Here is a 13,983-nt window from a genome sequence, read left to right on the forward strand (position 1 = left end):
ATGGAATCCACTCCCGCCGCCTGGGCCCGCGCCGACACCTTCCTCGCCGACATGCTCGTGGGCACGGATCCGGCTTTGGAGCACGCGCTCGAAGCGCAGCGGGCGGCGGGGCTGCCCGAGATCGAGGTCGCCCCGGTCGCGGGGAAGCTGCTGAACCTCCTCGTACGGATGAGCGGCGCGCGCCGCGTGCTGGAGATCGGGACCCTCGGCGGCTACTCGACGATCTGGATGGCCCGCGCCGTCGGTCCCGAGGGGCAGGTGATGACGATCGAGGCGGAGGCCGACAACGCCGCCGTCGCCCGCGCGAGCATCGATGCCGCCGGGGTGGGGGACCGGGTCGACATCCGCGTCGGACGAGGAGCCGATGTGCTTCCGACCCTCGTCGGCGGCTTCGACCTCGTCTTCATCGACGCCGACAAGGAGTCGAATACCGTGTACCTGGACTGGGCCGCGAAGCTCGGTCACCCGGGCACCGTGGTCGTGCTCGACAACATCGGCCGCGACGGCGAGATCGTCCGCGACGACTCGACCGACCCCAAGGTGAACGGCACGCGCGAGGGGCTGCGGATGCTGGGGGAGGACCCGCGCTTCGACGCCACGGCGTTGCAGACGGTCGGGATCAAGGGATGGGACGGCATCGCGCTCGCCCTCGTCGTCTGACTCCGGCGCCCCGCCCCGCCGGGGATAGACTGGGCGCGGATCGACGACGCTCCACACACCCTTCCATCCTGAGCAAGGAGCACATCAGTGGCACTGATCGAGGCTGTAGGCGCACGCGAGATTCTCGACTCGCGCGGAAACCCGACCGTCGAGGTGGAGGTGCTCCTCGACGACGGCATCGTGCAGCGCGCCGCCGTCCCCTCCGGTGCATCGACCGGCGCCTTCGAGGCGTACGAGCTGCGGGACGGCGACAAGAGCCGCTACGGCGGCAAGGGCGTGCTCAAGGCCGTCGAGGCGGTCATCGACGAGCTCGGCCCGGCCATCGAGGGCGTGGAGGCGAGCGAGCAGCGCATCGTCGACGAGATCCTCATCGAGGTCGACGGCACGGACAACAAGAAGCGCGTCGGTGCCAACGCCATCCTCGGCGTGAGCCTCGCGGTCGCGAAGGCCGCCGCGGACTCCGCCGACCTGCCGCTGTTCCGCTACCTCGGCGGTCCGAACGCGCATGTGCTGCCCGTGCCGCTGTTCAACGTCATCAACGGCGGAGAGCACGCCGACAACGGCATCGACATGCAGGAGTTCTTCCTCGCGCCGATCGGCGCGGAGACCTACTCGGAGTCGCTGCGCTGGGGCGTGGAGACCTACCACGTGCTGCGCGCCGAGCTGAAGGCCGCGGGCTACGCGACCGGCCTCGGCGACGAGGGCGGCTTCGCCCCTGACCTGCCCAGCAACCGCGAAGGCCTCGACTTCCTGGTGAAGGCGATCGAGAAGGCCGGCTTCACGCCCGGCACCGACATCGCCCTCGGCCTCGACGTCGCCGCCACCGAGTTCTTCAACGACGGCGTCTACCGCCTCGACAACAAGGACTGGGACGCCCAGGCGCTCACCGAGTACTACGTCGGGCTCGTCAACGACTTCCCGATCGTCACGATCGAGGACGCGCTCGCCGAGGACGACTGGGACAACTGGAAGCACCTCACCGAGGCCCTTGGGTCGAAGGTCCAGCTCGTCGGTGACGACCTGTTCGTCACCAACCCGCAGCGTCTCGCCGACGGCATCACGCGCGGCGTCGCCAACTCGCTCCTGGTGAAGGTCAACCAGATCGGCACGCTCACCGAGACGTTCGACGCGGTCAGCCTTGCGCAGCGCTCGGGCTACACGGCGATGCTCTCGCACCGTTCGGGTGAGACCGAGGATACGACGATCGCCGACCTCGTGGTCGCCACGAATGCCGGCCAGATCAAGGCGGGTGCCCCGGCGCGCAGCGAGCGCGTCGCGAAGTACAACCAGCTGCTGCGCATCGAGGAGGAGCTGGGCGACGCCGCGGTCTTCGCCGGCCGTTCCGCCTTCCCGCGCTACCAGGGCTGAGCGCCCGCGACAGCAACGACGCCGCATCCGCGGCATGACCGCGCCGCCCGGATGGCGACAGAGACGAAGGAGGAGCCGTGACACGACGACCGGCTCCTCCTTCGCCGTCTCCCGGAGCTGCCGCGCCGCGCCGGGCCGCCTCGACATCGCGGCAGCCCCGGGGTGGCGCGACGGCCGCCCCTCGCGTGGACGTGCGCGAGTGGGCATCGGGCATCCGTCTCTCCGCCTTCTCGGTGATCATGCTCTCCCTCGTCGTGCTGGGAGCCTGGGTGCTCGTGCCCACGCTCGGCACCTTCATCGACCAGCGGCAGAAGATCGCCGCGCTGGAGCAGTCGGTGCAGGTGAGCGAGGACGAGATCGCGGCGCTGACCGCGGAGCGTGAGCGGTGGGAGGACCCTGCGTACATCACCACGCAGGCCCGTGAGCGCCTCTACTACGTGAAGCCCGGCGAGGTCGTGTACCTCATCGACAACGACCTCGATCCGTCCACCCTCCCGCGCGAGCAGGAGCCGGTGAGCGACACCCTCGAGGAGAAGCCCGCCGACTGGATGCCGCAGCTGCTGCGCACCCTCGTCTCCGCGGGCTTGAGCGACACGGCCGCCGCCCCCGGCTGAACGCTCGTTCCGAGCATCCTCCCGGACGGCTCCCCTACGCTGGTGGGGTGACCAACCCGCCGTTCCCCGCGCCCACTTCCGCCGAGCTCGCCGTCGTGTCGACCCAGCTCGGACGACCCGCACGCGGCGTCGTCGGCATCGCGGCGCGCTGCCGCTGTGGCAACCCCACGGTGGTGGCCACCACTCCGCGGCTGCCGGACGGGACGCCGTTCCCCACGTTCTACTACCTCACGCATCCGGCGGCGACCGCGGCGATGTCGACGCTCGAAGCGAACCAGGTCATGCCCGAGCTCGCGGCGCTGCTCGCGGAGGACGAGGCCGTGGCCGCGGCGTATCGGTCCGCCCACGAGGCGTACCTCGCGGACCGCGCGCAGTTCGGCGAGGTGCCCGAGATCGACGGGATCTCCGCCGGGGGCATGCCGACGCGAGTGAAGTGCCTGCACGCCCTCGCCGGGCACGCCCTGGCGGCGGGTGCCGGCGTGAACCCGATCGGTGACGCCGCTCTCGCTCGCAGCTCCTGGTCGCCCGAGGTCTGCCGCTGCGAGGAGCCCGGAGCCGCCCTCCGCGACGATCCGGCACGCTCGGCATGACGCGGCGACGGATGCTGCGCGGCGCCGTCGCCCTCGTGGCGGTGGCGGCATCCGTCCTGCTCCTCGGGTCGACTGCGACCCCGACCCCGACGCCGCCGCCGGTCGCCGACGACCCCGCGGACCCGGTCCGTGCGGCGGAGTACTGGCTGGACGGTGCAGGGATCAGGGACGCATGGCAGACGACGCGCGGAGAAGGCGTCACCATCGCCGTCATCGACACCGGTATCGGCAAGGTCCCGGAGGTCTTCGGGGACGCGGTGGTCGGCGGGACCGACGTCTCTGGTGCCGGCACCCCGGACGGCCGCACGCCGCTGGGCGCGGTGGACGGCAACCACGGATCCTGGGTGGCTTCCCTCGCGGCGGGGCGCGGCAAGGCTGACGGCACGGGCATGATCGGCGTCGCGCCGGAGGCCGACCTGCTGTCGGTCTCGGTGGGCTTCGGCGCCGCGGCAGCCGTGCCGTTCACCGAGCAGGTGGCCAAGGGCATCCGATGGGCGGTCGATCACGGTGCCGACATCATCAACCTGTCGTTCACGACGAACACCCTCGACTGGGACGAGAGCTGGGACGACGCGTTCCTGTACGCCTTCGAGCACGATGTCGTCGTGGTCGTCGCCGCCGGCAACCGGGGGAGTGGCACGAACATCATCGGAGCGCCCGCCACGATCCCCGGCGTGCTCACGGTCGGCGGTGTCGACCAGACCGGCACGGCCAGCATCGAGGCATCGACGCAGGGCATCACCATCGGGATCTCGGCGCCGAGCGAGGGGCTGCTCGGGGTGTCGGCGGACGGCGAGGTCGTCTCGTGGAGCGGAACCAGCGGTGCGGCTCCGATCGTGGCAGGTGTCGCGGCGCTGATCCGCTCGGCGCATCCCGACATCTCGGCGAACGACGTCATCAACCGCATCATCAAGACGGCCATGCCGGTGGCCGACGCACAGAAGCCGCGAGACCCGCTCTACGGCTTCGGGCTCGTGGACGCGGACGCGGCGATCTCGGCGAACATCCCCTCCGTGAGCGAGAACCCGATGGGAGATCTGGCGGAATGGGTGCGGCTGTTCCGTCGTGCAGACAGCGTGCCCACGCCGGAACCGTCTCTCGGCCCGGTGGAGATCCCGCCGCTGCCGGACGCGGACGCCCCGACCGAGGCCGGTTCACCGCTGCTTCCCAGCGCCGATTCCCTGCGCTACGGTACCCTGCCGCTCATCGCCCTCACCGTCCCTGGTATCCTGGTAGCGCTTGGCGTCACCGCAGCTGCCCGGCGCATCCGATCGGCGCGCGTTCCCGTACGCCACAATCCCGACTCCGAGGAGTAGTTCTTCTGTGCCTCAGAACAGCACTGTGCCCAAGATCCTGATCGTCGGCGGAGGGTACGCAGGTTTCTACACCGCGTGGAAGCTCGAGAAGCATCTGCGCAAGGGCGAGGCCGACGTGACCATGGTCGACCCGCTGCCGTACATGACGTACCAGCCGTTCCTCCCCGAGGTCGCCGCGGGCTCCATCGAGGCCCGTCACTCGGTGGTCGCGCACCGCCGTCACCTCAAGCGCACCCACGTGCTCACCGCCAAGGTGACCAACATCAACCACGCGCAGAAGGTCGCCACCATCACGCCGCCCGTCGGCGAGCCGTACGAGTTCGCGTACGACCAGATCGTCGTCACCGCGGGCGCCGTCTCGCGCACGTTCCCGATCCCCGGCATCGCCGATAACGCCATCGGGCTCAAGACGATCGAAGAGGCCGTCGCCATCCGTGACAAGGTCATGTCGAACTTCGACAAGGCTGCCTCCCTCCCCGCCGGTCCCGAGCGCGACCGCCTGCTGACCGTCGTCGTCGTCGGCGGCGGCTTCGCCGGCATCGAGGTCTTCGCGGAGCTCCGCTCCCTCGCGTCCTCGCTGGTGAGCAAGTACCCGCAGCTGTCCTTCGAGGACACCCACTTCCACCTCATCGAGGCCATGGGGCGGATCATGCCCGAGGTCTCGTTGAAGACGAGCGAGTGGGTGCTGAAGGACCTCGCCAAGCGCGGGGCCAACGTCCACCTCGACACCCAGGTCACGGGTGCCGTCGACGGCAACGTCGAGCTCTCCACCGGCGAGGTCATCCCGACGGACGTCATCGTGTGGACCGCCGGTGTCATGGCCAACCCGACCGTCGTGCGCGGCGGTGATCTGCCGGTGGAGGAGCGCGGTCGCATCCAGACCCGCGCGGACCTTCGCGTCGGCACGCCCGAGGCGTTCGTCGAGGGTGCCTGGGCCGCGGGTGACGTCTCGGCCGTTCCCGACCTCTCGGGCGGCGGCGTCGGCGGCTTCTGCGTCCCGAACGCACAGCACGCCGTGCGCCAGGCGAAGCTCCTGGCCAAGAACGTCGTCGCCGTGCTCCGCGGCGAGGACCCCAAGGAGTACTTCCACAAGAACCTCGGCGCTGTCGCAGGTCTCGGCCTGTACAACGGTGTCTTCCAGTCCGGCAAGATCGCGCTGAAGGGCTTCATCGCCTGGCTCGCGCACCGTGGCTACCACGGTCTCGCCATGCCGACGTGGGAGCGCAAGTGGCGCGTGCTCTGGGGCTGGTGGAACAACCTGTGGCTGGGCCGCGACCTCGTGAACCTGCAGACGGTGCAGAACCCGCGGTACGTCTTCGAGGAGTTCGCCGCTCGCCCGCGTCCCGCGGCACCTGCGGACGCGGCCCCCGCGTCGGCCGCTCCGGCCGCGAAGGCGCCGCGCGCCGAGAAGCCGGCTGCTGCGCCTGCGGCGGAGACGCCGGCGGAGATCAAGAAGCCGGCGGCCAAGAAGCCGGCGGCCAAGAAGGCTCCGGCCGCCAAGAAGGCTCCGGCCGCGTCGGCGGATGACTCGGTGGAGACCGCCGCGGTGAAGTGACCGCACGGTTCTGAGAGGAGGGCCCCGAGCGCACGAGCGCCGGGGCCTTCTCCGTTCCCGGCCGGAGCGCGAGTTGGCGACGTAACATCTCACATTGTACGCTCGCAGAGTGCTCGGGAGGGGCGTCTACCACGCAACCCCGGACGACGCTGGGAGGAGGTCCGGTGAGCGCGCAGGGGGGAGAGCCGCCGACGGTCAGTGTGTCGATCCGGGCGGCTTCGGGCCAGGAGAGGCGCGCAGAGCAGCTCGCGGAACAACTCGACGGTGCTTTCGTCCGCATCTGCCGAACGGGGGCGGATGCCGGAGCCTTCGCCGAGGCGTGGCAGCCGTGGACCCGACGGGCGACCCACCACATGGTCCTGGACGCCGCAGTGCGCCCGCACCCGCGTCTCGTCGCGCAGGTGCACGAAGCCGTGGGAGGACGGCCCAGGGCCGCCCTGCGGTTCTTCACCCCCGGAGACGGCTATGCCTCGCACGCCCTCCGGCTGGCGGCTTTCGCCGGCTATCCGTGGCTCCTGCCGCCCGGACCCGATCCGACGTCGATCGCCGTGGTGCTGCCGATTCCCGAGGCGGCGGAGTTCGCCCGTTCCGTCCCGGCGGGCGACGACACTCCTGAGGGCGTGCTGCTCCAGCGGTTCGCGGAGGAGCGAGGACTCGCCCTGCTCGCGAGCACAGCCGATCTCGTGCAACGCGACGGGCCGGGGGCGCACGCTCCGGCCACCGCCTTCCTGCCCGCCGCGGTCGCCCCCGCGGAGTGGTGGCGACGGGACACGCTCCAGGCGCCATCGCTGATCCCTGTGGTGCATCTGCGAGACGGGCAGCCGCTGTCGTACGAGGCTGTGCCGGGTACGTCGGACGGCTGGCGGCTTCGTCCGCGCCGAGATGTGCCGACACCGCACGCCCGCCGGTTCGCGCGGGTGATGCACGAACGGCTTCTGGGCACGGAGGTCGCTCGCAGCCACCTCCGGGCGGCGGCTGTACTCCTCGGCGTGGCGGGAGTGTTGCGCGACCAGCTCCTCCTCGCAGCGGCGTGGGGGCGGCCGTCCGAGGGGTTCGGCGCGGCCGTAGCCCGGGAATCGGCGGCGACCCTCGCACTCGGGACGCTGGCGGAGGCCGTTCCGGCAGCGCGTCGTCCGGACGGTGCGGCGGAGCTCCGGGAGACGTTCGAGGCGCTGTACGAGGAGATGACCGCCATCCTCCGCGGATCGCCCCGGCCGGAGCATGGAGCCGATCCATAGGCCGCCTCACTAGCGTGTGGAGGGCAAGGGGAGTACTCCCGTCTGCAGCGAGGTCGTCATGACGGGCATGTCATCGTGCCCCGGCCCGCTGGCCCGCGAGGGTGGAGGAGACCTTGGCGCCCGCATCGCGGGCTGCCCGGAACCTTGCGTCGACCGACGTCGCGGAGAACGGCGGCCCGTCCCACGAACGGACCCCCATGTCGAAACTCTCCCGCCTGATCCGCCTCGCCACCGACGCCCTCGATGCGAAGGGTGCGAGCCCCGCCGCGAGGGGCGGGGAGGGCTCCCGTTCCTCGACGGATTGGAGCGGGATGATCCGTGGCGCCGTGGATGCCGTCCGTGGCCCCGGTGCCGAGGGGCCGCGCCCGAACGCCCCGTCTCCCGCCTCGTCGTCGGCCGGCGGCCCTGCCGCGGGGCGACCGTCGACCTCGTACGCGCCGCCGCCTGCCCCCGGTTCCGGTGGTCGGCCGGACACCTCCGCGGCGGACCGTGCGGCCATCGCCCGGTACGACTACCTCCTGCAGACGGCGGACCCGCACCGCGTCGAGCAGATCCATCGCGAGGCCTTCGCCCGTCTCACGCCGTCGCAGCGGGAGCAGGTCGAGGCCCGCATGCGAGCCGAGCTCCCCGCCGAAGAGCGACCGCGCTCCTCCTCCGCGGACGACCTCGCCCGCGCGGCGGGCCGCGCCGAGGCGATGCAGCCGGGCCGTCTGCGCGGCCTCCTCTCCCGGGTCCGGGGCGCCGGCGCGGGTGGGGCCGCGGTCGCCGCCGGCGGTGCGGCGGTCGGCCTGCTGGGTGTGGTGGCCGGCGGGGCCGTCCTGAGCACCGTGGCGGCACCCCTCCTGGAACAGGCTGCAGGCCTCGGGGTGGACTTCGACGCATGGGCGCAGGGCATCGACATCGACGCCCTCGCCTCCGGCGTCGACGTCGATGCGCTGGCCGGTGGCGCCGACGAGATGCTCGGCTCGGCCGGCGAGGCCGTCTCGGGACTCGGCGAGACGGCGACCGGCTGGGGAGAGCGGCTCGGCGATCTCGGCATCCCGGGGATCGGCGACATCCTCGGCCGCTGACGGGTGCCCCCGCTGGGACTCGAACCCAGACTGAAGCGATTTTAAGTCGCCTGCCTCTGCCATTGGGCTACGGGGGCCGCGCCGCCAGCCTATCGTCGGCGGGGTCGTGACCCGGGCGGGGCTCAGGCCGTAGGGTGGGGGAGTGCTCGACCTCACCGACGAACTGAGCCCCGTCCCGGGTGGCCCTGTGGTCGCCCCCGAATGGGAGGACCCGGGCCGCTACTGGCCGCGCTTGTCGGCCGCGACCGGGCATCTTCCGGCCCCGGTCGCCGTCATCGATCGGGAGGCGCTGCGCTACAACGCCATGGATCTGCTCGTCCGTGCCGGCGGTCTGCCGATCCGGGTGGCGTCGAAATCGGTGCGGGTGCGTGCCGTCCTCGATGCCGTGCTGCGCCTCCCCGGATTCCGCGGCATCCTCGCCTTCACGCTCGAGGAAGCCCTCTGGCTCGCCGAGACGCACGACGACATCGTGCTGGGCTATCCGACCGTGGACCGGGCCGCCCTCGAACGGCTCTGCGCCGACGAAGAGGCCGCTCAGCGCATCACCCTCATGATCGACGACCCCGTGCACCTCGACGTCGTCGACAGCGTGGTGGCCCCCTCGGCGCGCCTGGAGCTCCGGGTGGCGATCGACGTCGACGCGTCCTGGCGATCGCCGCTGCTCGGGCACATCGGCGTCCGCCGGTCGGCTCTCTTCTCCGCAGGCGAGGTCGCGGCGTTCGCGCGGAAGGTCGTGGCACGCCCCGGCTTCCGCCTCGTGGGATTGCAGATGTATGACGCCCAGATCGCCGGACAGGGGGACGCCGGCCCCGATGGGCCGCTGATCCGCCGCGTTCAGGCCCGCTCGCGCGAAGAGCTGCGGGAGCGGCGGGCGCAGATCGTCGCCGCGGTCGGTGCGGTGACGTCCCTCGAGTTCCTCAACGGCGGGGGTACCGGCTCCCTCGAGTTCAGCGGCAGCGACGAGTCCCTCACCGAGGCCAGCGCGGGCAGCGGCCTGCTCGGAGGGCACCTGTTCGACGGCTACCGATCCTTCCACCCGGCGCCGGCTGCGGCTTTCGCCTTCGACGTCGTGCGCCGTCCTGCGGCCGACATCGCCACGGTGCTGGGCGGCGGCTGGATCGCCTCCGGGCCCGCGGTCGCCTCGCGGCAGCCGCGCCCGGTATGGCCGGCGAACCTCCGCACGCTTCCGCGGGAGGCGGCAGGCGAGGTGCAGACGCCGCTGCAAGGACCGAGCGCCGCGACGCTCGGCGTCGGCGATCGCGTCTGGTTCCGTCATGCGAAGAGCGGCGAACCGGCCGAGCGCATCGCCGCCTACCATCTCGTGTCCGGCGACGAGGTCATCGACGAGCTGCCGACGTACCGCGGCGAGGGGAAGGCGTTCCTGTGACGAGAATCGGCGGCACCTGGCAGAACTGGGGCCGGTCGGCGTCGGTGCGCCCGGTCCGAGTCGAGCGGCCGCGCAGTCCTGAGGGCGTGCAACGTGCCGTGCGGGCAGCGGTGCGACAGGGACTCACGGTCAAAGCGGTCGGCGCCGGTCACAGCTTCACAGGGATCGCCGTCGCTCCCGGTGTCCTCCTGGAGCTCGACGACCTGCAGGGACTCGTATCCGCGGACGCAGCGAGCGGGCGTGTCACGCTCCTCGCCGGCACCCGGCTGCACCGTATCCCCGGGCTGCTGGCGCGCTATGGACTCGCGATGGAGAACCTCGGCGACATCGACCGGCAGTCCATCGCCGGGGCGATCTCCACAGGCACCCATGGGACCGGCGCGGGCTTCGGCGGGCTCGCCACGCAGGTGGTCGGGGTGACTCTGATCACCGCGGACGGCGAGTTCCTCCGCATCGACGAAGCCCACAGCCCCGAGCTGCTGCCCGCGGTCGCCGTGGGGCTGGGAGCGCTCGGCATCATCGTCGAGGTGACGTTGCAGTGCGTGCCGACGTTCGTGATGCATGCGATCGACGAACCCGTGCCGATGGAGGAGGTCCTCTCCACGATCGATGAGCGCGTCGCCGCGGCCGATCACTTCGAGTTCTACTGGTTCCCGCACACCGACGTCGCGCTGACCAAGCGCCAAACGCGTCTGCCGGAGTCGACGCGACGCCGGCCCCTTTCTCCCGTGGGCCGATGGGTGGACGAGACGCTGCTCGCGAACGGCGTGTATCGCGTCGTCTGTGCGGCGGGACGGGCTGTTCCGGCGATCACGCCTCCGTTCAACCGGCTCGCGGTACGACTCACCGGGGACCGCGAGTACACCGACCTGTCGAACCGCGTGCTCACCCAGAGCAGGACGGTGCGATTCCGTGAGATGGAGTACGCGCTCCCGGCGGCGGACGTCGTGCCCGCGTTCCGCGCTCTCCAGGACCTCATCGACCAGCGCGGCTGGCGGATCGAGTTCCCGGTGGAGGTGCGGTTCGCGGCGGCCGACGACCGCTGGCTCTCGACCGCGTACGGTCGCGAGACCGCCTACATCGCGGTCCACCGGTACTGGCGGGCGGACCCGACCGCCTACTTCGGGGCGGTGGAGGAGATCATGAGCGCGCACGGCGGTCGCCCGCATTGGGGGAAGCTGCACACGCTCACGCACGAGACGCTGCGGGAGCGGTATCCGCGCTTCGAGGACTTCGTGGCGCTGCGCGACCGCCTCGATCCGGACCGCCGATTCTCGAACCGTCACCTGGAACGCGTGCTCGGGCGCTGATCGAGTGGGGCCGGAGACTCTCGTCCCCAGTCCACGTGCAGGCACCGCGTCTAGGATGAGAGAAATACGGGAAAGGGTGGGGCACTGATGGAATGGCTCGTGCCGGTACTGATCGTCGTCGGGGTGATCCTGCTCGTCGGCGTGTATCTCTGGGCGACGTACAACTCGCTGGTGCAGCTGAACGTCCGTGTGGACGAAGCCTGGAGCGGCATCACCGTCCAGCTCAAGCGCCGGGCCGACCTCATCCCGAATCTCATCGAGACGGTCAAGGGCTACGCCTCGCACGAGAAGGCGGTGTTCGAGAACGTCACCCGCGCCCGCGCCGAGACCCTCTCCGCCGGCAGTCCCGGCGAGGCGGGGATCGCCGAGGGGCACCTGCAGCAGGCCCTGCGCAGCCTCTTCGCGGTGGCCGAGGCCTACCCGCAGCTGCAGGCCAGCCAGAACTTCCTCCAGCTTCAGCAGGCCGTCGTCGACACCGAGGACAAGATCCAGGCCGCGCGGCGCTTCTACAACGGCGGCGTCCGCGAGCTCAACACCAAGATCAAGGTGTTCCCCAACAACCTCTTCGCCAAGGGGCTCGGCTTCACCGAGCGCGAGTTCTTCGAGGTCGCCGACAGCGGCGCCATCTCCGAGCCTCCGCGCGTGCAGTTCTGATCCTCGCCCTCACCACACGGTGAGGGCGAGTTCGTCTGCGGTGATGTCCACGCCACCGCGCACGCTCCACGCGGTGCTGCGGTAGGTGACCGTGCGCGCGTCGCCGTCCTGGCCGGTGCCGGTCACGGTCGCCTCGAGGATGCCGTCGTCCGCGGAGAACGCGGTCGGGGTGAGCACCACCGCAGGGAACCGTTCGACACGGAACGCGATGTCGGAGATCTCTCGGAACTCCGTCCCCCACGGGATCCGGATGCCGCAGTCGTCGGGGACCGCGGTGCCGTCGGCGGTGCAGGTCTTCAGGTAGGCCTCGAGCTGGGTCTGCGCGGCCTCCGTCGCCTCCGGCCGGAGCTCGGCGGTCACGCTCGCGGTCGCGTCATCCCCGGGGAGCACGACGGCGTCGGTCGTGCCGGTCAGCAGGGTCCGAGGCGCGGCCGTCACGGGGTACACGCCGGGGAGCAGCGCGGCGTCTTCGTCCACCGGGAGGACTGCACCGCCGACCTGCACAGCCGTCCCGATCGTGGTCGTGGTGCGGAGGGCGCCGAGGCCGGAGCCATCGACGGCCCACCCGCCGCTGCCCGGCGTCAGCCGGAGGTCCGCCTCGTGCTCGTCCCCGTCGAGCCGGAAGCGCACCGTCGCGGACGCGCCACCGTCTCCCTCGCGGACATCGGTGACCTCGGCATCCTGGATGGTCGACGACGCTCCGGCGAACGCGGTGAGGGCGGCGTCGGACACCGCGGTCCCGGTCGCCGCGACCGCCTCGGGATCGCCCGACTCCAGTGCGTGGAGATAGGCCAGCGTTGCTTCCTCCGCCGTGGGCGAGCGGAGCGCGGACAGCCCGAACCACACCGCCCCCGCGACAGCGACGGCTACGATGGCACCGCCCACGAGCCACCAGCGACGACGGCTCACGCGACGCCCTCCCGGACGTGGACATGACGACGCACCGTGTCCGGGGCGGTGGAGGCGAGTGCGGTGTGGACGGCCGCGGTCGCATCGCCCCATCCGGAGACCGACACCTGTTCGAGACCCTGCCACTGCGCGGCGCGCAGGAGCTCCGCCGCGATAGCCTCGGCGTCACCGGGACGCGCCTGCGGCTCCCACCATGCCGACTGCACCTGCAGCGTGGACGTGCCGCGGTCGGCCTTGAGGTCGACCCGTGCCACGATCCGGTCGCCGACGAGGACGGGCAGCGAGTAGTAGCCGTACCGGCGCTTCGCCGCCGGCACGTAGATCTCGATACGGTAATCGAGCTCGAACGCCCGCAGCGCACGTTCCCGGAACCACACCACGGGATCGAACGGGGTCAACAGGGCGGCGGTCTCGACCCGGCGCGGAAGAACCGCGTCGCGATGCCGCCAGGCGGGCAGGGGCCGGCCGCCGCGTTCCCAGCCGCGGACGGTCACGGGTTGCACTTCGCCGGCGTCGACGAGCTCGGCGATCGCCCCGGTCACCGCGGCACGGTCGCGGAGGCGGTAATAGTCGGCCAGGTCGGCCGCCGTCCCGACGCCGCTGGACCGCGCGGCGCGTCGGACGAGCTCGCGGACGGCGTCCTCGCGCGGGATCTGGCGGGACCGGATGCGCTCGGGGATGACCTGCTCGGCGAGGGCGTAGGTGCGCTCGAACCCCCGGCGTCCGCTCACAGCGACGTCGCCCGTGCGCCACAGGTGCTCGAGGGCGAGCTTGACCTCGTCCCAGTCCCACCAGGTGCCGCGCTCGCGCGGGGCGTCGGCACGGAGATCGACCGGACGGAGCGGTCCCCGCGCACGGAGCTCGTCCTGCACCCACTGCACCGTCCGGGCATTCGTGCGGAGCCAGGAGTCCTCCGCGGACCAGCGCCGCCGGAAGTCGTCCATGCGGAACCGCCACAGGGGCCAGTCCTCGACGGGGATGAAGGTCGCCTCGTGAGCGAGGTACTCCACATAGTGGGTCGTGCGCGACAGGAAGAGGCGGTCGAGGAGTGCGGGATCGTAGGCGCCGAGCCGGGAGAACAGCGGGACGTAGTGCGACCGGGCGAACACGTTGACCGAGTCGATCTGCAGCACGCCGAGCCGGTCCATCACCCGGTGCAGATGGCGACCGGAGACGGTGGTCGGGCGCGCGCGGGTGAAGCCCTGCGCGGCGAGGGCGATCCGTCGTGCCTGGGCGGGACTGAGGGTGTCGGTCACGCCGCCAGCGTATCCCCGCTCTCCGACATCGTCCTGGCGTGCAGGATGCGTCGAAC

At 71.5% G+C, this 13,983-nt stretch carries 13 protein-coding genes and 1 tRNA gene; 11 read left to right on the forward strand and 3 right to left on the reverse strand.

Annotated elements, in window-relative coordinates; translation table 11 throughout:
- The 8 genes from BLU02_RS14900 (at nt 1) to BLU02_RS14935 (ending at nt 8,411) form a co-directional block, all read left to right on the forward strand.
- A complete protein-coding gene (locus BLU02_RS14900) occupies nt 1-660 on the forward strand; it encodes an O-methyltransferase (protein ID WP_060921980.1) in 660 nt (219 codons plus the stop codon).
- Nucleotides 661-747: 87 nt separating this feature from the next.
- The gene (eno, locus tag BLU02_RS14905) at nt 748-2,028 is read left to right on the forward strand and encodes a phosphopyruvate hydratase (protein ID WP_060921981.1); all 1,281 of its coding nucleotides are present in this window, start codon (nt 748-750) and stop codon (nt 2,026-2,028) included.
- Nucleotides 2,029-2,105: 77 nt separating this feature from the next.
- Nucleotides 2,106-2,642, forward strand: coding sequence for an FtsB family cell division protein (locus tag BLU02_RS14910; protein ID WP_231919591.1), 537 nt, complete (start codon nt 2,106-2,108; stop codon nt 2,640-2,642).
- A gap of 47 nt (nt 2,643-2,689) precedes the next feature.
- Nucleotides 2,690-3,232 (forward strand): DUF501 domain-containing protein, encoded by a 543-nt coding sequence (locus tag BLU02_RS14915; RefSeq protein WP_060921983.1) that lies wholly within the window; start codon nt 2,690-2,692, stop codon nt 3,230-3,232.
- Nucleotides 3,229-4,548 carry a S8 family peptidase gene (locus BLU02_RS14920; protein ID WP_060921984.1) on the forward strand — a complete coding sequence of 440 codons (1,320 nt, stop codon included), beginning with the start codon at nt 3,229-3,231 and terminating at the stop codon, nt 4,546-4,548. Before BLU02_RS14915 ends, BLU02_RS14920 begins: the two co-directional genes overlap by 4 nt.
- A 25-nt stretch (nt 4,549-4,573) precedes the next feature.
- Complete coding sequence (locus BLU02_RS14925; protein WP_083371036.1) at nt 4,574-6,103, forward strand: NAD(P)/FAD-dependent oxidoreductase; 1,530 nt, start codon at nt 4,574-4,576, stop codon at nt 6,101-6,103.
- Nucleotides 6,104-6,267: 164 nt separating this feature from the next.
- Nucleotides 6,268-7,341 (forward strand): hypothetical protein, encoded by a 1,074-nt coding sequence (locus tag BLU02_RS14930; RefSeq protein WP_060923651.1) that lies wholly within the window; start codon nt 6,268-6,270, stop codon nt 7,339-7,341.
- Between the two features lie 197 nt (nt 7,342-7,538).
- On the forward strand, nt 7,539-8,411 hold the full coding sequence (locus BLU02_RS14935; protein WP_083371037.1) for a hypothetical protein: 873 nt from the start codon (nt 7,539-7,541) through the stop codon (nt 8,409-8,411).
- A 4-nt stretch (nt 8,412-8,415) separates the two neighbouring features.
- On the opposite strand, the gene BLU02_RS14940 is transcribed toward BLU02_RS14935, so the two are convergent.
- A tRNA-Leu gene (locus BLU02_RS14940) sits at nt 8,416-8,488 on the reverse strand.
- 65 nt (nt 8,489-8,553) lie between these two features.
- Between BLU02_RS14940 and BLU02_RS14945 the strand changes: the two genes are divergently transcribed.
- From BLU02_RS14945 to BLU02_RS14955, 3 genes are all read left to right on the forward strand, one after another.
- Nucleotides 8,554-9,798: a type III PLP-dependent enzyme domain-containing protein gene (locus BLU02_RS14945; protein WP_060923318.1), complete on the forward strand. Its 1,245-nt coding sequence runs from the start codon at nt 8,554-8,556 to the stop codon at nt 9,796-9,798.
- Nucleotides 9,795-11,108 (forward strand): D-arabinono-1,4-lactone oxidase, encoded by a 1,314-nt coding sequence (locus tag BLU02_RS14950; RefSeq protein WP_060923319.1) that lies wholly within the window; start codon nt 9,795-9,797, stop codon nt 11,106-11,108. The genes BLU02_RS14945 and BLU02_RS14950 overlap by 4 nt, the downstream gene beginning before the upstream one ends.
- Before the next feature lie 87 nt (nt 11,109-11,195).
- A complete protein-coding gene (locus BLU02_RS14955) occupies nt 11,196-11,762 on the forward strand; it encodes a LemA family protein (RefSeq protein WP_060923320.1) in 567 nt (188 codons plus the stop codon).
- 9 nt (nt 11,763-11,771) lie between these two features.
- Here BLU02_RS14955 and BLU02_RS14960 read toward each other — a convergent pair whose 3' ends face one another.
- Nucleotides 11,772-12,671, reverse strand: a complete 900-nt coding sequence (locus BLU02_RS14960) for a hypothetical protein (RefSeq protein WP_060923321.1) — start codon at nt 12,669-12,671, stop codon at nt 11,772-11,774.
- On the reverse strand, nt 12,668-13,927 hold the full coding sequence (locus BLU02_RS14965) for a winged helix-turn-helix domain-containing protein (protein ID WP_060923322.1): 1,260 nt from the start codon (nt 13,925-13,927) through the stop codon (nt 12,668-12,670). Before BLU02_RS14965 ends, BLU02_RS14960 begins: the two co-directional genes overlap by 4 nt.
- Nucleotides 13,928-13,983 lie beyond the last annotated feature (56 nt).

This window comes from Microbacterium paraoxydans (genome assembly GCF_900105335.1).
In the GTDB taxonomy this organism is placed as follows: Bacteria; Actinomycetota; Actinomycetes; order Actinomycetales; family Microbacteriaceae; genus Microbacterium; species Microbacterium paraoxydans.